Here is a 20,013-nt window from a genome sequence, read left to right as displayed (position 1 = left end):
TCAGGCGGGCCTTGCCGCGCCCTGTGTCACCAGGCGATAAAAACGCCAGTTGAGCAGGATGGCGGCGGCGGCAAGGCCGCTGACGAAGCCGAACCAGACGCCGACGCCGCCGAACCCGGCCGGGAAGGCGAAGAACCAGGCGCAGAGGAAGCCGATCGGCCAATAGGAGATCAGCGCCAGGATCATCGGGATGCGCGTGTCCTTCAGCCCGCGCAGCAGGCCGGCGGCAATCGCCTGGAGGCCGTCGACGAGCTGGAAGATGCCGGCGATCACCACGAAGGGACCGGCGATTGCCAGGACGGCGGCCGAATCCTTGCCCGCCGTGTCGAGGAAGATCGAGGCGAGCGTGGTGGGCGCGAGGGCAAAGAGGATGCCGCCGCCAACCGCGATGGCCGCCGCAACGGCCAGCACCGCCCAGGAGGCCCGGACCACGCCGAGGCGATCACCCCGGCCATGCGCCACGCCGACGCGCACCGTGCCGGCCTGCGCCAGGCCGAGCGGGATCATGAAGGCGATCGAGGCGAGCTGGAGCGCGATGCCATGGGCCGCCAGTTCCAGCGTGCCGATATTGCCCATCAGCAGCGACGCGCCGGTGAAGAGCGTCACTTCCGCCAGCATGGTGAAGCCGATCGGCAGGCCGAGCTGCACGACCTCGCGGAAGGCAGGCCAGTCCGGCCGCCAGAAGCGCACGAAGAGCTCGTAGCGGCGCAGTTCCGGCCGAAGCTGGATATAGGCCGTAAGCAGCACGAAGCTCAGCACGTTGACGCCGACGGAAACGATCGCCGCCCCCTCGATGCCGAGTGCGGGAAAGCCGAAATGGCCGAGCACCAGCGCATAGGCGAAGAACGCGTTGACCGACAGGATGACGATCGTGACATAAAGCACGACGCCCGCCCGGCCATGCGCGCTGACGAGGCCGCGCAGCGTCATGAAGAGCAGCGCCGGCGCCATGCCCCATTGCGCGATCTTCAGGTAGCTGCCGGCGAGCGCCGCCACCTCCGGCTTCTGGCCGGCATAGAGCAGGATGCCCTCGACATTGTAGAAGACCGGGATCATCAGCGCCGCATAGATCAGCACCACCCACATGCCCATGCGCACCGAGCGGCGCACGGAGACGGCGTCGCCCCGGCCATAGGCCTGCGCCACCATCGGAATCACGGCATTGGCGAAGCCGGAACCGAGGATGAAGATGGTGAAGAAGAACTGGCTCGCCAGCACGATCGCCGCCAGATGCGCGGCCCCAAGGCGGCCGAGGATGACCACGTCCGTCGTGTGAATGCCGAGCTGGGCGAGCTGCGCGCCGATCAACGGCACGCCGAGGGTGAAGGTCGCCCGGAAATGGGCGCCCCAGCTATTGTCCGCGCGGTGCGTGGCCATGTGCATCATAATTCTCACTTTCGTGAAGCTTCGGATCACAAAGTCCCGCCGCGATCAATCGAGTAGCTGTGATCTTTTCATCAAAAATGCGCTGAATCGGGTTTCTCGCGCAGGTTTTGCGCGAAAATTTCGTCAAAACGTCACGGTTGAAAGCGCTTCAGGGCGATTGCGCGGCCAAAGTCTCGCTTGGCCCCGCATCGGCGCCGCGCAGCTTCACGATGAAAATCACGAGACCGATGAAAAGGATCACCGCCGCCAGCGCATAGGGCGCGCCGGCAAAAACCACCGGCGCGGCCGGCCCCGTGAAGTGGCTGAAGACCTGCGTGAAGATCAGCGGCCCGATGATCGTCGTGATGCTGGAGACGCTGGTGAGCGCACCCTGCAACTCGCCCTGGGCCGATGGCGGCACGCGCACCGATGCGATCGAGCGCAGCGGCGGGTCGGCAAGGCTTTCCAGCGCCGTCAGCGCGATCACCGCATAGACCATCCAGCCCTGCCAGGCCGCGGCATAGCCGGAGAGGCCGAGCGCTGCGAAGGCGAGACCGACGATCGCGGTGCGATATTCGCCGAGCTTAGGCACGACGCGCGGCAGCACGAAAGCCATGACGACCGCCCCGCCGATGCCGAAAACGCCGAGCGACAGCCCGATCTGCCCCTCGCTCCAGCCGTAGCGGAGCGCCGCAACGAAGGGCCAGACGGAGGGGTAGACGGCATGCGCCAGCCAGTAACAGAAGAACACGAGCCCGACCCAGAGCACGCCCGGATATTGCCGCATCTGCAACAGCGCGCCGAGCGGATTGGCGCGGGAGAATTCGAAGCGGCGGCGGTTGGCGGGCTCCAGGCTTTCCGGCAGCAGGACCCAGGCCGCGACGAAATTGAGAAAGGCCAGCGCCGCCGCACCATAAAACGGGATGCGCGGCCCGAATTCGCCGAGCAGGCCGCCGATGACCGGCCCGAGCGCGAAGCCCGTGCCGAAGGCGATGCCCATCAGGCCGAAATTTTTCGCGCGCGTCTCGTCCGTCGAGACGTCGGCGATATAGGCGGCGGCGGTGCCGAAGCTCGCGCCGCTGATGCCGGCCAGAACCCGGCCGATGAAGAGCATCCAGTAGCTGGTGGCGAGCGCGCAGATGAGATTGTCGATGGCGAAGGTGAGGATGCAGGCGAGCAGCACCGGGCGGCGGCCGAAACGATCCGACAGGTTGCCGATGAAGGGCGCGAACAGGAACTGCATGCCGGCATAGACGAGCAGCAGCCAGCCGCCATCGATCGCCGCCTGGCTGATGTCGTCACCGGTCAGTTCGCGCAGATAGGTCGGCAGCACCGGCATGATGATGGCGATGCCGATCACGTCGAGAAACATGATCATGAAGACGAGAAAGAGCCCCCGCCGGGTGGACCTGGCATCGATCATGGTGTCACCTCTGGAATGATCGGCGCCCATCGCGGCGGGCAAAACGTCAGGCGAGGAGTTGTATTTCACTTTTTCCCGCGAAACAATCCGTGAACATCGCAAAATTTTTGATGATGCGGATGTGGCACACTGATGCTTCGCCTCATTCGGGCCAGGGATTGGCCTTCACGAAGTCGACGAAGGCGCGCAGCGGCGCCGGCATCAGGATGCGGCTCGGATAGTAGAGGAAGGGGCCGGAAAAGGTCTGGATCCAGTCCGGCATGACGATCCGGAGCGCGCCGGTGGCAAGCGCCGGCGCGAGGAACTCCTCGAAGGTGCAGACGAGGCCGAGGCCGGCCTCGGCGGCATGCAGTTCCACCTCGTTCGATCCGGAGATAAGGCAGGCGGGCGGCATCAGGGACATCTTCTCCTCGCCGCGCTCGAAGGCCCAGGGCAGCACGCGGCCGCTGGCGAAGCGGTGCAGGATGCAGCGATGCTGCATCAGGTCGCGCGGATGGTCCGGCGCGCCATGCTCGGCGATATAGGACGGTGCGGCGGCGACGACGAAACGCTGCCGGCGCGGGCCGATCGGCACGGCGATCATGTCCTGGTGCAGCGCCTCCTCGTAGCGGATGCCGGCGTCGAAACCTTCCGCGAGCACGTCGACCAAAGCGTCGTTGGAGGCAACCTCAAGCGTGATGCCGGGATAGGCCTGGAGGAAGGGCGTCGCGATCGGCGGCAGCACGAAGCGGGCGACGACGCCCGGCACGTTGAGGCGCAGCCGACCGACCGGGCGGTTGCGCAGGCTGTTGACGCCGTCGATCGCCGCCTCGACTTCGGCAAGCGCCGGCGCCAGCCGCTCCAGCAGGCGCTCGCCAGCATCCGTCAGCGTGACGCTGCGCGTCGTGCGGTTGAACAGGCGCAGGTCGAGCCGCCCTTCCAGCCGCCGCATCGCCTCCGACAGCGCCGAGGCGGAAACGCCGCGGAGCTTTGCGGCCGCGCGAAAACTCTTCACCCGGGCGATCGCCACAAAGGCATCGAGATCGGCAAGGGGGATTTGGCTCATTGTTTGGAAAACCGCACAAGCTGTTCAGGAGAGGACGGATTATCGCACAAAGGCCGAAGCGGTAAAAGGCTCTCGACCGAACGGCAGATCACAGGAGAGACGCCATGAAGACCACCCAACTCGGCAAGACCGGCCCCGTCGTTTCCACCATCGGGCTCGGCTGCATGGGCATGTCCGGCATGTATGGCCCGGCCGACCGGGCCGAAAGCATCGCCACCATCCACGCCGCCCTCGACGCCGGCATCAACCTGCTCGATACCGGCGATTTCTACGGCATGGGCCACAACGAGATGCTGATCGCCGAAGCGCTCAGGGACCGCCGGCGCGAGGACGTGGTGATCAGCGTGAAGTTCGGCGCGCTGCGCGGGCCGGACGGCGCTTGGAGCGGTTACGATTCGCGCCCGGCAGCGATCCGGAACTTCCTCGCCTATTCGCTGCAACGGCTCGGCACCGACCATATCGACATTTACCGCCCCGCCCGCCTCGACCCGGCCGTGCCGATCGAGGAGACCATCGGCGCGCTCACCGACCTCGTGAAGGCGGGCTACATCCGCCATATCGGGCTGTCGGAAGTGGGGTCGGAAACCATCCGGCGCGCCGCCGCCGTTCACCCGATCGCGGATTTGCAGATCGAATATTCGCTGATCTCGCGCGGCATCGAGGAGGATATCCTGCCGACCTGCCGAGCGCTCGGCATCCCGATCACCGCCTATGGCGTGCTGTCGCGCGGCCTGATCAGCGGCCATTGGCAGAAGGGCGCGAGTGCCGGCGGCGATTTCCGCAGCATCAGCCCGCGTTTCCAGGAAGGCAATGTCGAGCAGAACCTCGCCCTCGTCGAGGCGCTGCGCCGCGTCGCCGAGGAAAAGGGCGCAAGCGTCGCCCAGCTCGCCATCGCCTGGGTCGCCGCGAAGGGCGCGGATATCGTTCCCCTGGTCGGCGCCCGCCGCCGCGACCGGCTGGCCGAAGCGCTGGGCGCGCAGGCGGTTTCGCTGAGCGAGGCCGATCTGGCGGCCATCGAAGCCGCCATGCCGAAGGATGCGGCGGCCGGCGAGCGTTACCCCGCCGCGCAGCTCGCCCATATGGACAGCGAAAAGCGCGCTTGATTCCCCTGATGACGGGCCGCACAACACTGCCCGTCGTCAGCGTCCTGTCAGGTTCCTCGTGAGAGAAATGCGCGGATACACACGGATTGTCATGCGCCGGTAACGGTGCGCGCCGAGATGTGTGCCTGCGCATCAGTTCTTGAGGACCGGCAATGTCGACCCGCTCTGCCCCGAGCCATCTTTCCGCCCGACCCACCTTCGCGAGCCTCACGGTCAGCCTTGCCACCGGCCTCTATCTCTTCCTGATCACCAGCCGCGATTTCTGGATGGAGACCTGGGCGCTGCTCGGCGCCCGGCCGGACACGCTGGTGCTGGTGACGGGCGGCTTCTTCTGCCTGTTCATCGCCACCTGCGTCATCTTCTCATGGAAAAACGTGATGAAGCCGCTCTTCATCCTGCTGCTGCTCATCGCCGCGGCCGCCGCCTGGTTCATGGACGATGACGGGGTGTTTCGCGCCGCGGAACAGGGCGAAGGTGCCCCCTTCCAGCCGCTGCGCTTCGCCTTTCACATGCTGGCCTTCGCCGGCATTCCGGCAGCCTTCCTGCTGTGGGTAAAGGTCGTGCACCGGCCGTTCTTCTGGCAGCTGCGCGGCAATCTCGCAATCGCCGTGCCGACGCTCGTCGTGGCGCTGGCGGTCGCGCTCACCCATTCCGGCAAATATGCCTCGATCGTCGAGGAAGACCTGAAGGTCGCCGACGGCGGCAGTGCCGCCGGCGCATCCCTCATCACACATCGCCCTTGAACGTATCGCAGGCATCGACCCGGCCGGTATCGAAGCCGCGCTTGAACCAGCGGCGCCGCTGCTCGGACGTGCCGTGGTTGAAGCTTTCCGGCACGACGTAACCCTGCGTGCGCTTCTGCAGCGTGTCGTCGCCGATCTGGGTTGCGGCGTTCAGCGCCTCCTCCAGGTCGCCGCGCTCCAGAAGACCCTTCTGCTCGGTATACTTGCCCCAGATGCCGGCGTAGCAATCGGCCTGGAGCTCGACGCGGATCGACATCTGGTTGGCCTCGACCTCGCTCATGCGCTGGCGCTGCTGGTTGAAGCGCGGCAGCACGCCGGTGAGGTTCTGCACATGGTGGCCGACCTCGTGCGCGACGACATAGGCCTGCGCGAAATCGCCCGACGCGTCGAACTTGTTGGCGAGTTCGTCGAAGAAGCTCATGTCGAGATAGAGCTTGCGGTCGCCCGGGCAGTAGAACGGGCCGGACGCCGCCGAGGCAAAGCCGCAGGCGGACTGCACTGAGCCGGAGAAGAGCACCATCTTGGGCTCCTCATAACGTTCGCCCGCCGTCTGGAAGATGCCGTTCCAGGTGTCTTCGGTCTCGGCGAGCACCGTTGCCATGAAGGCCTTGCGTTCCTCTTCCTGCGGCGAGGAGCGCTGGCTGGCGCTTTCCGTCTGCTCGAAGCCCGGCACGCTGACCTGCCCGCCGCCCTCGCCCATCACCTGCAACAGGTCGATGCCCATCGCCTTGAAGATGAAGTAGATCACGACGAGGAAGATGATCGTGCCGATGCTCATGCCGCCGCCGGCGCGGCGTCCGCCGCCCATCGGAATACGGAACCCGCCATTGCCGCGGCCGAGCGAAGGGCCGCCTCCGGCCCCGCGCTGGTCCTCGACATTGCTCGACTGACGGCGACCTTTCCATTCCATGGCGCATTTCCCCGAATTGATTGCCGACGAACGCCCACAAAGTGAATTCGTTCCTCAGCACCAGCTTATAGGGCCTGGCGGGCGCCTTGCAAAATGAAAAGCAGCCGTCAGCGCCGCCGGAAAACCGCCGGCAGGCGATCCAGCCAGCCGGCCTCGCGAACGGCCAGTCCGCCCGCCGCGACGAGCAGCACGCTGACGATGGCGGCCGCCAGCCCGCTGGCCAGACCGGAGGCGCCATCGAAGATCATGGCGCCCATCACGCGGTGCGGCGCCAGCGTGAAAAGCCCGGCCACGACGATGCCGCCGAAATACATGCCGGCGACATGCGCACGGTGCGCGCGGATATCGCGGCGGCGCGCAGCGCGGATCGCCGGCACGCTGCCGACGATGACGTAGACGGAGAGCAGATGGATCGGGCTGAAGTCGCCGACCACCTTCAGGTCATGGATGAAGAAGGTCGAAAAACTCGTCGCAACCATCAGCAACAACCAGATTTTTCCAAGGAGACGATGCGCCGGCGTGCCCTTCGGGCGGGCGAGCAGGACGGCGCCGAGGACAGCCGCTGGCAGCACGGTCGCGACATGGAACTGCACGGCGGAAGGGGCGTTGAGAAGCGGCTCGAAGGTCATGGCGGGCTCCGGATGCGGTTGAAATCGCTTCGGTCTTCAGACATTGATCGGATCGCCTCAAACGCTTTGGCCCGAATGGACGGAAAACTTCGTGGAACGCCCCTTCCTGCAATCCGCGCTTCGTGAACTGCAGGTTTTCCTGGGCTCGCCCCGCTTCTGGGCGACCTTCGGCGCCGTCGTTCTGATCTTCTGGGTGACCGGTCCCTACGGCACGTCGCAGCGGCTTGCCGCCGTGCCGCGCCTCGGCTTCTGGCTCGTGCTGCACGCCGTCGCCTGGGGCATTGCGATCGTCACCATCGTCGTCGTCAACACGCTCTTCGCGCACAGGATCGCGAGCCTTTTCGGCCGCATGGCACTCGGCACGCTGATTGCCGGCGTGCCCGTCGGGCTTGCGACGGAAGCGATCAGCCTGCTGACCTTCGGCGGCGAAGTAACTCCTTCCGTCCTCGCCGAAAGCATCGCGACCGGCCTCCTGCTCTCGGCCCTGTTCTGCGGCCTGACCTTCATGACGATGAGCAGCAAGCAGGCGCAGGCGCTGTCTCCTTCGCCCGCCCGGGAGGAGCGCGCCGAGGTCCCGCTGCTGCGCCGGCTGAAGCCGGAAAACCGTGGCGCGATCCTGCATCTCACCGTCGCCGACCACTATACCGAGGTGACGACGAGCCGCGGCCGGGAGCTGATCCTGCTGCGCTTTTCCGATGCGCTGGAAGAGCTCGGCCCAACGCCCGGCCTTTCCGTGCATCGCTCGCATTTCGTCGCCGACGCCCATGTCGAAAAGCTCCTGCGCGGCGATGGCCGGCTTTCGATCCTGCTCAAGGACGGGCGGGAAATACCGGTGAGCCGCAGCCGGGCCGAGGCGGTGCGCGCCCGCTGGGGCCGCGGCTGATAATTTTTCAGGGCCGTGTCGGATCGCCCTTTGGCCGCGCGTCTCTAGATATCAGTGAAGCGATCACGCGAGGAGAAGACCCATGAGAAAGATCAATGTCGGCGCATTCGTCAGCCTCGACGGCGTCATGCAGGCGCCGGGCGGGCCGCTGGAGGACCCGATCGGCGGCTTCAAGTTCGGCGGCTGGGTGGCCCCGCTTTTCGACGAGAAGGGCGGTGCCGCCGTCGGCGAGATGTTTGCAAAACCCTTCGACCTGCTGCTCGGCCGCAAGACCTATGACATTTTTGCCGCCCATTGGCCCTATGTCGAGAAGGACGACCCGATCGGCCCGCTCTTCGACCGCATCAACAAATATGTCGCGACCCGAAACCCGGCCTTCCGGGCCACCTGGCAGAACAGCCACGTTCTTGGCGCAGACGCGATCGCCGCCGTGAAGGCGCTGAAGAGCGAGGACGGACCGGACCTGCTGACGCAGGGCTCGACGGAATTCCTGAAGGCGCTGTTCGAAAACGACCTCGTCGACGAGATCAACGTCTTCACCTTCCCGGTCATCCTGGGCAAGGGCAAGCGGCTGTTCGGCGACACCGCCTTCCCGCGCGCGCTGACGCTCGTCGATTCGCGCAGCAGCGACACCGGCGTCGTCATCAGCAAATATGCCCGCGCCGGCGAGGTCACCACCGGCTCCTTCGAGTTCGACACGCCGACCGATGCCGAACTGGAGCGTCGCCGCAACCTGACTTGACCGCGCCTGCCGTTCCCGCTCCTAATCCTCTCGAGGAAAATGGGAGGACGGCATGAAGGCGGCGCGGCTGGAAGCGATCGGCGGATTTTTCGTGCGCGAGGTGGAAAATCCGGTGCCCGGCCCGGACGACCTGCTCGTGCGCATCGAGGCCGCCGGCATCTGCGGCACGGACCGCCACCTCTTTCACGGCGAATTCCCCTGCAAGCCGCCGGTGACGCTGGGCCACGAATTTTCCGGCATCGTCGAAGCGGTCGGCGATGCCGTGATCCATTTTCGCCCCGGCATGCGCATCACCGGCGATCCCAACATCCATTGCGGCCGTTGTTCGCAATGCCAGCGCGGCCGCGTCAACCTCTGCGAAAACCTGCAGGCGATCGGCATCCACCGCGACGGCGGCTTTGCCGAATACGTTCTGGTGCCGCAAAAGCAGGCCTACGAACTGCCGCTCTCGCTGCCGCCGGAACACGGCGCCTTCTGCGAGCCGCTCGCCTGCTGCCTGCACGGCATCGATATGGCGGGCATAGAGCCCGGCAGTTCCGTCGTGGTGCTCGGCGGCGGGGTGATCGGCATGCTGGTCGTGCAGCTCGCCCGCCTTGCCGGTGCCGCCTCCGTCATCCTCGTCACCCGCCAGGCCGTGCGCCGAACGCTCGCCGAGCAAATCGGCGCGACCGGTTCCTTCGACCCCACCGCCGGCGACGCCATCCAGGGCATCGCCGGAAAGACCGGCCTGCTGCCGGGCGGGGCGGACGTGGTCATCGAATGCGCCGGTGTGGCCGAAACGGTGGAGCAGGCGCCGAGACTTACGCGCAATGGCGGCACGGTGGTCATTCTCGGCGTGATGCCGCAGGGGGAAACCGTGGCGTTCGAGCCCTTCGACCTGCTCTTCCGCGAGGTGAAAATCCTCACCTCCTTCGTCAATCCCTTCACGCACGGCCGCGCCGCCGCCCTCATCGCCGCCGGCACGATCAAGGTCGACCGCCTGGTCTCCCGCCGCATCGGCCTCGATGCGTTACCCGATGCGGTGATCAATCCGCCACGGCCGGGCGAGGTGAAGGTGCTGGTCATGCCGGGACTGGCATAGGACCAATCGACATTCAGTCCAGCCCTTCCTCCGCCACCGCCTGTTCCAGCCAGGCCGCGAAGGCGGACATGGCGGGGCTGACGCTGCGCGATTGCAGGCGGGTCAGCCAGTAGCTGCCAAGCGTCACGCTGGTCTTGAACGGCTGCACCACGGCCCCCGCCCCCAGCAACCGCGAAAACATCAAGGGCGGCGCGAGGCCGACGCCCGCCCCTTGCAGCACCACCTCCATCATGGCGAGCGAGGTATCGAAGACGATGGCATTCTGCGGCGGCGGCGTGCGCGGCAGGCCGGCGGCCTCGAACCAGCGCGTCCATTCATCGCGGCGGTAGGAGCGCAGCAGCGTCATGCCGAGCAGATCGGCGGGCTCCTTCAGGTCGCGCGCCACGGTGGGAATGGCCAGCACCGAGAGCGGGGCATCGAACAGGCGGACCGCATCCGTGCCATGCCAGGCGCCGGCACCGAAGCGGATGGCGAAATCGAGGCCCTCGGCGGCGAGGTCCACGCGGTTGTTGTTGGTGGAAAGCCGCACTTCGACAAAAGGGTGGCGCTCGCGAAAACTCGCCAGCCGCGGCAGCAGCCAGCCGACCGCAAAGGTGCCGACGGCGCCAATCGTCAGGATTTCCCGCACATGCCCGCCGCGAAAGCGTTCCACGACATCCGCCATGCGGTCGAAACTGTCACGCAGCACCGGCAGCAGGCTTTCGCCCTCCGCCGTGATCATCAGCCCGCGCGGCAGGCGCTTGAACAGCACGACGCCGAGTTGGTCCTCCAGGCTCTTCACCTGGTGGCTGACGGCCGCCTGCGTCACGTTCAGCTCGATCGCCGCCCGGGTAAAACTCAGGTGCCGGGCGGAGGCCTCGAAAGCGCGAAACGCGTTCAGCGGCAGATATGGCCGAACCATGGCAATGCCCCAGTTTTCCTCATGGCTGAGACCAGTATTGATCTTTTGCCAGGCCATCAAAGCATTGCTATTCAGAATGCGCAAGCCATTCAAAATTCGAGGAAAACGTGATGGACATCCGTCTTTTCGCGGCCGGCGCCCTGCTGGCTGCGGGCATGAATGTGCCGGCGCAAGCCCGCATTATTTGTACCATCGTTGCCGATGCGGGAAGCGACGAGGTCTTTCTGGAAAAGGGCGACTGCGCGACCCGCGTGACGCCCGCCTCCACCTTCAAGGTGCCGCTCGCGGTGATGGGCTACGATTCGGGCTATCTCGAAGACGCCGAGGAACCGGTGCTGCCCTTCATGAAGGGTTATCCGGACTGGGGCGGCGACGCCTGGCGGCAGCCGACGAGCCCGAAGCGCTGGATGGAATTTTCCGTCGTCTGGTATTCGCAGCGCATCGCCGAATTCCTCGGCTACGAGCAGTTGCGCGACTATGCCGATGCCTTCGGCTACGGCAATGCCGATATGGCGGGCGACCCCGGCAAGGACAACGGCCTGGAACGCGCCTGGATCGCCTCCTCGCTGAAAATCTCGCCGCGCGAACAGGTGGAATTCCTGAAGAAGCTGGTGAACCACGAACTGCCGGTCGCCGCCGACGCGATGGACAGGGCGATGGAGATCGTCGAGCGGCGCGATATCGAGGACGGCTGGGGCGTGCAGGGCAAGACCGGCATGGCCTATTCCCGCAAGGCTGACGGTATGCCGGAATACGGCCGCCCCTATGGCTGGTATGTCGGCTGGGCGCGCCGCGACGAGCGCACCGTCGTCTTCGCCCGGCTGATACAGGACGAGAAAAAGCAGGAGCCGCGCACCAGCCTCAGGGCACGCGACAGCATCCTGAAGGAACTGCCCGGCATTCTCGCGACGGACTGACCCGCGCTCACCGCGACGGGACCATTCCAAGCCCCTTGCGGGCAAGGCCCGAGACGTTGAGGGCGAGCTTGCGGCAGAAGACCGGCGAGGTGCCGAGAAGCCGCAGGGCGATATTGCGCAAGGTCCGGCCGATGCGGCTGCGGACCGTCGCGATCTTCGTCAGGCGGCCTGCCAGTTCCAGCACCTCGGCCGCCGCCGGCCGGCGCTTCTCCTCATAGAGGTCCAGCGTCGCCTCCGGCGCCTTGCCGGTGAGCACATCGGCCAGCAGCCGGCCGAGCACGACGGCATCGACGAGCCCCGTGTTCATGCCCTGCCCGCCGGCCGGGCTATGCACATGCGCGGCATCGCCCATGAGGAAGAACGGGCCGGAGCGGTAGCGCGAGGCGACCCGGTGGTGCACGCGGAACCGCGAGCTCCAGATCACGTCGCGCACGCGGCTGACGCCCTTGCGCAGCCCGCGCGCGTCGAGAACCGCCTGAACCAAGGCCACGTCCGGCGCCTCCGGCGCGTCCACGACGGGGGCCACGATACGGTAACGCCCGCCCGGCAGCGGCGCGACGACGGCCATGCCCTCCGGAGAGAAGAACAGCGACACCTCGTCGCTCAGTGCCCAGTCCATGTGTACGTCGGCGAGCACGAAGGATTCGCTGTAGGTCTCGCCATCGAAGGTGATGCCGGCTGCACTTCGCACCACGCTGTGCATGCCGTCGCCGCCGACGACATAGCGGGCGCGGATGCTCTGCACACCCTCCGGCGTATCGAGGTGGACGACCGCACCCGTCGCGTCCTGCTCGATCGTCGTCGCCGAAGCGCCGCGGTATATCGTGCCGCCCAGGCTCGACAGCCGCTCGGCAAGGATCGCCTCCGTCTCGTCCTGCGGGATCATCAGGATCTGCGCATAACGCGAGGGCAGCATGGAGAAGTCGAGCTCCAGCAGCGCCTTGTCATGCTCGCGCAGCGCAAAGCGCGTAAGCGGCAGGCCGCGCTGCTCCAGCACGTCGGTGACGCCGATATGCTCCAGCACCTCCAGCGTATGGGCATGGATGACGGCCGCCCGCGAGGTGTTCTGGCCGGTGGCGAGCCGGTCGACAATCACATGGGCAACGCCTGCCTGTTGCAGGGTGACGGCCAGCGCAAGGCCGGTCGGCCCTGCCCCGACGATCAGGACATCGGTCTCGTGCGGCAGCATGGTTGCTCTCCAAATATCAACATGCGTTGACTTTTATGCGGGACGCTTGAATTTGTCAACACGCGTTGGCATTTTCTTCGCATGCGTGATTCTCGACCCCAAAAAAGCAAATCGGACCGCACGCGCGAGACCATACTAGAAGCGGCGCGCACCCTCTTTGCCGAAAAAGGCTATGACGGCACGACAGTGCGCGACATTGCCACCGCTGCCAATATCGACCCCGCCATGGTCATCCGCTATTTCGGCGGCAAGGAAACGCTCTTTGCCCGCGCGGCGGATATCGACCTGCGGCTGCCCGATCTCTCCGACCTCCCCGCCCCGTCGATGGGCGAGGCTTTGGTGCGCCATTTCCTCTCCGTCTGGGAAGGCGACGGCGGCGGAAGCGCGCTACCGATCGCGCTGCGCTCCGCCGCCGTCAACGAGCTTGCCGCCGAGCGGCTGCGCGAGATTTTCGCGACACAGGTGGCCCCCGCCATCGCGCGGATCGCAGGGCCGGATACGCCGGCCGTTGCCGGCCTCGTCGCCACGCAGATCCTCGGTCTCGCCTTCACCCGATACGTGCTGAAACTGCCGCCTGTCGTGGCGCTGCCGCGCGAACGCCTCGTGACGGATGTCGGCCGCGCGATCCAGGGCTACATCGACGGCGCACGGCGCTGACTTTTCCTGTCGATTGCTCCATTTTCGGGGTTCCGCTCGCCTCCGCATTTGCCTATAAGCCGCTTCTAGCCTTGACAGACCATTTTTGCGCGCCCGGCCGGTGAACCCATCACCTTGGCCGGATTTTCGCGCACGCGGAAGAACGGATAGAGACATGCCCAAGCGCCAAGATTTGAAATCGATCCTCATCATCGGCGCGGGGCCGATCGTCATCGGCCAGGCCTGCGAATTCGATTATTCCGGCACCCAGGCCTGCAAGGCGCTGAAGGAGGAAGGCTACCGCGTCATCCTCGTCAACTCCAACCCGGCAACGATCATGACCGACCCGGGCCTGGCCGACGCCACCTATGTCGAGCCGATCACGCCGGAAGTCGTCGCCAAGATCATCGCCAAGGAACGCCCGGATGCGCTGCTGCCGACGATGGGCGGCCAGACCGCGCTCAACACCGCGCTCTCGCTGAAGCGCATGGGCGTGCTCGAACGCTACAATGTCGAGATGATCGGCGCCAAGCCCGCCGCCATCGACATGGCCGAAGACCGCGCGCTCTTCCGCGAGGCGATGGCCCGCATCGGCCTCGAAACGCCGAAATCGCTGCTCGCCAACGCCACCGAGATCAAGGACCTCGACCGCAAGGTGCACGAGGCCGAGCGCGCGAAGGTTAAGGCCGAGCTTTCCGGCGATGCGCTGGACAAGGCGCTGGACGAGCTGGAAAACCAGTGGAACCTCGGCGAGACCGACCGCAAGCAGCGCTATATGAGCCACGCCATGGCGATCGGCGCGCAGGCGCTCGACGTGATCGGCCTTCCCGCCATCATCCGCCCGTCCTTCACGCTCGGCGGCACCGGCGGCGGCATCGCCTACAACCGCTCGGAATTCTTCGAGATCGTCAATTCCGGCCTCGACGCCTCCCCAACCACGGAAGTGCTGATCGAGGAATCGGTGCTCGGCTGGAAGGAATACGAGATGGAGGTCGTCCGCGACACGGCGGACAACTGCATCATCATCTGCTCCATCGAGAACATCGACCCGATGGGGGTTCACACGGGCGACTCGATCACCGTCGCGCCTGCCTTGACCCTGACGGACAAGGAATACCAGATCATGCGCAACGCCTCGATCGCGGTGCTGCGCGAGATCGGCGTCGAAACGGGCGGCTCGAACGTGCAGTTCGCCGTTAACCCTGCCAATGGCCGCCTCGTCGTCATCGAGATGAACCCGCGCGTTTCACGCTCCTCCGCACTCGCCTCCAAGGCGACCGGCTTCCCGATCGCCAAGATCGCGGCAAAACTCGCCATCGGCTACACGCTCGACGAGCTGGAAAACGACATCACCGGTGGTGCGACCCCGGCCTCCTTTGAACCGTCGATCGATTACGTGGTGACGAAGATCCCGCGCTTCGCCTTCGAAAAATTCCCCGGCGCCGAGCCGACGCTGACCACCGCGATGAAATCGGTCGGTGAAGTGATGGCCATCGGCCGCACCTTCGCCGAATCCTTGCAGAAGGCGCTGCGCGGCCTCGAAACAGGCCTGACGGGCCTCGACGAGATCGAAATCCCGGGCCTCGGCGACGGCAACGACCGCAACGCCATCCGCGCCGCGATCTCGCGGCCCACGCCCGATCGCCTGCGCATGGTCGCCCAGGCGCTGCGCCTCGGCCTCACCCCCGAAGAGGTGCATGACGGTTCCAAGATCGACCCGTGGTTCATCGAGCAGTTCAAGGCGATCGTCGACATGGAGGCCCGCATCCGCGAGCACGGCCTGCCGGAAGACGCTGAAAACCTGCGCATGCTGAAGGCCATGGGCTTCTCCGACGCGCGCCTCGCAACCCTTTCGGCCAAGCGCCCGAAGGAAGTGGCGGAACTGCGCAACCGCCTCGACGTGCGCCCGGTCTTCAAGCGTATCGATACGTGTGCGGCCGAATTCGCTTCGCCGACCGCCTATATGTACTCGACCTACGAGACGCCGTTTGCGGGTGCTGCACGCTCCGAGGCCGGCATTTCCGATCGCAAGAAGGTCGTCATCCTCGGCGGCGGACCGAACCGCATCGGCCAGGGCATCGAGTTCGATTATTGCTGCTGCCACGCCGCCTTCGCGCTGAAGGATGCCGGCTATGAAGCGATCATGATCAACTGCAACCCGGAAACCGTCTCGACCGACTACGACACCTCCGACCGTCTCTATTTCGAGCCGCTGACGGCCGAAGACGTCATCGAGATCCTGAAGGCCGAGCAGACCAGGGGCGAACTCGTCGGCGTCATCGTGCAGTTCGGCGGCCAGACGCCGCTGAAGCTCGCCGAGGCGCTGGAAAAGAACGGCATCCCGATCCTCGGCACCGCGCCCGACATGATCGACCTGGCCGAAGACCGCGACCGCTTCCAGAAGCTGCTCCAGAAGCTCGACCTCGCCCAGCCGAACAACGGCATTGCCTATTCGGTCGAGCAGTCGCGCCTCGTCGCCGCCGAGATCGGCTTCCCGCTCGTCGTGCGCCCGTCCTACGTACTCGGCGGCCGCGCCATGCAGATCATCCATTCCGAATCGATGCTGCAGACCTACCTGCTCGACACCGTGCCGGAACTGGTGCCAGAAGACATCAAGCAGCGTTACCCGAACGACAAGACCGGTCAGATCAACACGCTGCTCGGCAAGAACCCGCTGCTCTTCGACAGCTACCTGTCGAACGCGGTGGAAGTCGATGTCGACGCGATTTCGGACGGCAAGGACGTCTTCGTCTCCGGCATCATGGAGCATATCGAGGAAGCCGGCATCCATTCGGGCGATAGCGCCTGCTCGCTGCCGGTCCACACGCTCTCCAGCGAGACGGTCGACGAACTGGAACGCCAGACCAAGGCGCTTGCCAAGGCGCTGAATGTCGGCGGCCTGATGAACGTGCAATATGCCATCAAGGACGGCACGATCTACGTGCTGGAAGTCAACCCGCGCGCCTCGCGCACCGTGCCTTTCGTCGCCAAGACCATCGGCGCGCCGATCGCCAAGATCGCCGCCCGCATCATGGCCGGCGAGAGCCTCGACGCCGCGATCGCCGCCTATGGCGAAAAGCCGGACCCGCGCAACCTCAAGCACATCGCCGTCAAGGAAGCCGTGTTCCCCTTCGCCCGCTTCCCGGGCGTCGACACGCTGCTCGGCCCGGAAATGCGCTCGACCGGCGAGGTCATCGGCCTCGACACCGACTTTGCGCTCGCCTTCGCCAAGTCGCAGCTCGGCGCCGGCGTCGACCTGCCGCGCGAAGGAACCGTCTTCGTCTCGGTGCGCGACGAGGACAAGGACCGCGTGCTGCCGGCGATCAACATCCTCACCGGCATCGGCTTCAAGGTGATGGCTACCTCCGGCACCGCCCGCTTCCTCGCCGAAAAGGGCATCGAGGCGGTCAAGATCAACAAGGTGCAGGAAGGCCGCCCGCATATCGAGGACGCCATACGCAACCGCCAGGTCCAGCTGGTCATCAACACGACGGACGGCAACAAGGCGATCTCGGACTCCAAGTCGCTCCGCCGCGCCGCCCTGATGCAGAAGGTGCCCTACTACACCACCATGGCCGGCGCGCTTGCCGCCGCCCAGGCGATCCGGGCGCTGAAGCAAGGCCAGCTCGAAGTAAGGCCGTTGCAGTCGTATTTCTGAGAACGGCGCTTAAAAATGTGTTTGAAGCCGGGCGGTAATATCGCCCGGCTTTTTTATGCAGCCACGAGCGTCTCTCCCAAATGCCGGATCAGCCGCATGTCCTCGACGAACAGCGCGTGCTGGCGCTGGCGTTCGGCTTCGTCCGGCAGACGGAGCAGGTAGGAGGGGTGGATGGTTGGGTATAGGATCATGTCGCCCTGCATGGTGATCGGCTTGCCGCGGACCTGGTTGAGCGGCCTTTGTTCGCCGCTGAGCGCATAAAGCGCGGTGGCGCCGAGAGCCACGATCAGGCGGGGTTTGACGAGTTCGACCTCCTTCGCCAGCCACCAGCGGCAATGGTCGATTTCGCCGCGGTCCGGTTTCTGGTGGATGCGGCGCTTGCCGCGCGGCTCATATTTGAAATGTTTTACCGCATTGGTGAGGTAGAGGGACTGCCGGGGAATGCCGGCCTCCTTCAGCACGGCGTCAAAAACCTTGCCCGCCGGGCCGACGAAGGGGCGGCCGGCGAGGTCTTCCTGGTCGCCCGGCTGCTCGCCAACCATCATCACGCTCGCATCCTGCGGCCCATCGCCGAAAACGGTCTGCGTCGCCGTGCAATGCAGCGGGCAGCGCGTGCAGTGGCGCGCCTCCTCGCGCACCGCCTCGATCGTGCCGGCGCCGGCAGGCACGATCTGCGACAGGGGCTGCGCGGCCTCCTGGAGGCGATAGTGGAAGAGCGGCGGATCGCTCGCGGCGCGCTCGGCCATGGCGCGCACATTCGCCTCGGCATTGGCGATCATCTCGGGGATGAGATCGGCTTCCGGCAGGTTGCGCCAGTATTTCTTCGGCATTTCCGCCTGCATGGCCTTCAGCTTCAGGCGGGCCGGATTGAAGATGCTCGCATAGTAGGTGCGCCAGAGTTCGTCGGTCGGGTCGCCATGGCCAGGATTTTCGCCGGGGCGCGTGTCGAAGATCAGGGTCTCACCATCCCAGCTTGCCGTGCCGTTCGGCGTCGCGATGATCCAGTCCATGTCGGCAAAGCGCCGGCGGAAGAACGGTGCAGTGCGCGCCACGACGAAATGCGACGGCTCGAACCAGGCAAAAAACCGCCGGCGCCCCGCCGTCTCGCCGGCAATCTCCTTGAAGCGCACGAAGGCCGTCATCTTGTGGCTGTCGCGGTGGACGTTCTTGGCGAGAAGCCGCGCCCAGGCGACATCCTTGTCCGCCGTCAACTCCAGCAGGCGACGATCCGATTGCAGGCGCCAGAGCAGCCGGTAGAGCATGTGAAACCGGCCGGGCTCCGTATGGCAGACGACAGCCTCGGCCAGGGGCAGGAAGGCGGGCGGCACAGTGAGCGGCGGGGCGGCGGCGTCCGGCTTCCGCAATTCCGGCGGCGCGACGGCGTCGAAAAGCTCGTCCTCCACCCCGCAAATGCGCCAGTCCGCCTCGCGCGGCGAAATGCCGGCGGCAGCGAGTGCACGGGCGGCGTCGCGCCACTCGGAAAAATCGCCCCGTCCGACAAGAGGGATCGTGTGCATCAGAGCAACGAAAGCTGTTCCGGTTTGCGCGCAAAAAGCGTCTTCAGGTCGGCGCGATCGGCAAGCCGCCGCGGCGTCCAGCCCTCCGCCTCGATGAAGGCGCGCACCTTGCGCAGCGACACGCCGAGCCGCGCCAGATCCTCCAGCCGCAGGCGGCGGAAGCGGCGGCTGGAGAGGATGGCATCCACCGTCTTCGTGCCAAGGCCCGGCACGCGCAACAGCCGCTCGCGCTCCGCCCGGTTGACGTTCATCGGAAAGGCATCGCGGTTGGCAAGCGCCCAGGCGAGCTTGGGGTCCATGTCGAGATCCAGCATGCCGCCGGTTCCGGATGTGATCTCGTCCACGCCGAAGCCATAGAAGCGATAGAGCCAATCGGCCTGGTAGAGCCGGTGCTCGCGCACCAGCGGCGGCTTGATCAGCGGCAGCGCGCGCGAGGCATCGGGAATGGGGCTGAAGGCGGAATAATAGACGCGCTTCAGGCCGTAGCTGCCGTAAAGCCGGGCGCTCGTCTTCAGGATCGTCGCATCATCCGCGCCATCGGCGCCGACGATCATCTGCGTGCTCTGGCCTCCCGGCACGAAGCGCTTGCGGCGCTTGGTCTGGAGGGTGGGGTCGTCCGCCGCCTCGATCTTGCGGCGCAGGTCACCCATGGCGCGGCGAATGCCGTCCGGTCGCTTTTCCGGCGCAAACCGGCCGATGCCGGCATCCGTCGGCAGCTCGATGTTGAGCGACAGGCGATCGGCATAGAGCCCCGCCTCCTCGATCAGCTCCGGTGCGGCGTCGGGAATGGACTTGAGATGAATATAACCGCGAAAGCCGTGCACGGTACGCAGGTCGCGGGCCACCCGCACCATCTCGCCCATCGTATGATCCGGCGAGCGGATGATGCCGGAGGAGAGGAACAGCCCCTCGATATAGTTGCGCCGATAGAATTCCAGCGTCAGCCAGACCACCTCCTCCGGCGTGAAGCGGGCGCGCTCGACATTGCTGGAGGAGCGGTTAATGCAATAGGCGCAATCGAAGATGCAGAAATTGGTGAGCAGGATCTTCAAGAGCGAGATGCAGCGCCCGTCCGGCGCATAGGCATGGCAGATCCCCGCCCCTTCCGTCGAGCCCAACCCGCCGGACGCGACGGAATCGCGCTTGACCGTTCCGCTGGAGGCGCACGAAGCATCGTATTTGGCGGCATCCGACAGAATGGCCAGGCGTTGTTGCAGCGATTTCTTCATATTTGTTCACTATATGTTCTAGAGAGCGCCGTCAATGAAAAA

General features: G+C 65.8%; 17 protein-coding genes. 8 read left to right on the top strand and 9 right to left on the bottom strand.

Features of this window, described 5'->3' with window-relative positions; translation table 11 throughout:
- The 3 genes from AC1RWL_RS27170 to AC1RWL_RS27160 form a co-directional block, all read right to left on the bottom strand.
- On the bottom strand, positions 1-1,386 hold the full coding sequence (locus AC1RWL_RS27170; protein ID WP_493096401.1) for an MATE family efflux transporter: 1,386 nt from the start codon (positions 1,384-1,386) through the stop codon (positions 1-3).
- A 148-nt stretch (positions 1,387-1,534) separates the two neighbouring features.
- Positions 1,535-2,788: a TCR/Tet family MFS transporter gene (locus AC1RWL_RS27165; protein ID WP_493096402.1), complete on the bottom strand. Its 1,254-nt coding sequence runs from the start codon at positions 2,786-2,788 to the stop codon at positions 1,535-1,537.
- 142 nt (positions 2,789-2,930) lie between these two features.
- Positions 2,931-3,833, bottom strand: coding sequence for a LysR family transcriptional regulator (locus tag AC1RWL_RS27160; protein ID WP_493096403.1), 903 nt, complete (start codon positions 3,831-3,833; stop codon positions 2,931-2,933).
- 104 nt (positions 3,834-3,937) lie between these two features.
- Between AC1RWL_RS27160 and AC1RWL_RS27155 the strand changes: the two genes are divergently transcribed.
- Positions 3,938-4,936 (top strand): aldo/keto reductase, encoded by a 999-nt coding sequence (locus tag AC1RWL_RS27155; protein WP_493096404.1) that lies wholly within the window; start codon positions 3,938-3,940, stop codon positions 4,934-4,936.
- 152 nt (positions 4,937-5,088) lie between these two features.
- Positions 5,089-5,679, top strand: a complete 591-nt coding sequence (locus tag AC1RWL_RS27150) for a phosphoethanolamine transferase domain-containing protein (RefSeq protein WP_493096405.1) — start codon at positions 5,089-5,091, stop codon at positions 5,677-5,679.
- Here AC1RWL_RS27150 and ypfJ read toward each other — a convergent pair.
- A complete protein-coding gene (ypfJ, locus tag AC1RWL_RS27145; protein ID WP_256117435.1) occupies positions 5,663-6,589 on the bottom strand; it encodes a KPN_02809 family neutral zinc metallopeptidase in 927 nt (308 codons plus the stop codon). The two genes, AC1RWL_RS27150 and ypfJ, sit on opposite strands and share 17 nt — an antisense overlap.
- Positions 6,590-6,696: 107 nt before the next feature.
- On the bottom strand, positions 6,697-7,218 hold the full coding sequence (locus AC1RWL_RS27140) for a DUF2306 domain-containing protein (protein WP_493096406.1): 522 nt from the start codon (positions 7,216-7,218) through the stop codon (positions 6,697-6,699).
- A gap of 91 nt (positions 7,219-7,309) precedes the next feature.
- Here AC1RWL_RS27140 and AC1RWL_RS27135 point away from each other — a divergent pair, with 91 nt between their 5' ends.
- From AC1RWL_RS27135 to AC1RWL_RS27125, 3 genes are all read left to right on the top strand, one after another.
- Positions 7,310-8,101: a LytTR family DNA-binding domain-containing protein gene (locus AC1RWL_RS27135; protein WP_493096407.1), complete on the top strand. Its 792-nt coding sequence runs from the start codon at positions 7,310-7,312 to the stop codon at positions 8,099-8,101.
- Positions 8,102-8,183: 82 nt separating this feature from the next.
- On the top strand, positions 8,184-8,843 hold the full coding sequence (locus tag AC1RWL_RS27130) for a dihydrofolate reductase family protein (protein ID WP_493096408.1): 660 nt from the start codon (positions 8,184-8,186) through the stop codon (positions 8,841-8,843).
- 52 nt (positions 8,844-8,895) lie between these two features.
- Positions 8,896-9,924 (top strand): zinc-dependent alcohol dehydrogenase family protein, encoded by a 1,029-nt coding sequence (locus tag AC1RWL_RS27125; protein ID WP_493096409.1) that lies wholly within the window; start codon positions 8,896-8,898, stop codon positions 9,922-9,924.
- A 13-nt stretch (positions 9,925-9,937) separates the two neighbouring features.
- Here the strand turns inward: AC1RWL_RS27125 and AC1RWL_RS27120 are convergent, their stop codons facing one another.
- A complete protein-coding gene (locus AC1RWL_RS27120; protein WP_492647242.1) occupies positions 9,938-10,825 on the bottom strand; it encodes a LysR family transcriptional regulator in 888 nt (295 codons plus the stop codon).
- A gap of 110 nt (positions 10,826-10,935) precedes the next feature.
- Between AC1RWL_RS27120 and blaOXA the strand changes: the two genes are divergently transcribed.
- Positions 10,936-11,742: a class D beta-lactamase gene (gene blaOXA, locus AC1RWL_RS27115; RefSeq protein WP_493096410.1), complete on the top strand. Its 807-nt coding sequence runs from the start codon at positions 10,936-10,938 to the stop codon at positions 11,740-11,742.
- A gap of 7 nt (positions 11,743-11,749) precedes the next feature.
- Here blaOXA and AC1RWL_RS27110 read toward each other — a convergent pair whose 3' ends face one another.
- Positions 11,750-12,931 carry an FAD-dependent monooxygenase gene (locus tag AC1RWL_RS27110; protein ID WP_493096411.1) on the bottom strand — a complete coding sequence of 394 codons (1,182 nt, stop codon included), beginning with the start codon at positions 12,929-12,931 and terminating at the stop codon, positions 11,750-11,752.
- An 81-nt stretch (positions 12,932-13,012) separates the two neighbouring features.
- On the opposite strand from AC1RWL_RS27110, the gene AC1RWL_RS27105 reads away from it, so the two are divergent.
- Together AC1RWL_RS27105 and carB are read left to right on the top strand one after the other, a co-directional pair.
- Positions 13,013-13,588, top strand: a complete 576-nt coding sequence (locus tag AC1RWL_RS27105; RefSeq protein ID WP_493096412.1) for a TetR/AcrR family transcriptional regulator — start codon at positions 13,013-13,015, stop codon at positions 13,586-13,588.
- 154 nt (positions 13,589-13,742) lie between these two features.
- Positions 13,743-17,225 (top strand): carbamoyl-phosphate synthase large subunit, encoded by a 3,483-nt coding sequence (gene carB / locus AC1RWL_RS27100; RefSeq protein WP_439616168.1) that lies wholly within the window; start codon positions 13,743-13,745, stop codon positions 17,223-17,225.
- A gap of 53 nt (positions 17,226-17,278) precedes the next feature.
- Here carB and AC1RWL_RS27095 read toward each other — a convergent pair whose 3' ends face one another.
- Positions 17,279-18,742 (bottom strand): UdgX family uracil-DNA binding protein, encoded by a 1,464-nt coding sequence (locus AC1RWL_RS27095; RefSeq protein ID WP_493096413.1) that lies wholly within the window; start codon positions 18,740-18,742, stop codon positions 17,279-17,281.
- Positions 18,742-19,971, bottom strand: a complete 1,230-nt coding sequence (locus AC1RWL_RS27090; protein ID WP_493096414.1) for a putative DNA modification/repair radical SAM protein — start codon at positions 19,969-19,971, stop codon at positions 18,742-18,744. Before AC1RWL_RS27090 ends, AC1RWL_RS27095 begins: the two co-directional genes overlap by 1 nt.
- Positions 19,972-20,013: the final 42 nt, after the last annotated feature.

This window comes from Shinella sp. GW821-FHT10F02, from assembly GCF_058809275.1.
The sequence above is the reverse complement of the archived record's forward strand: the minus strand, read 5'-3'. Positions and strand labels throughout refer to the sequence as shown.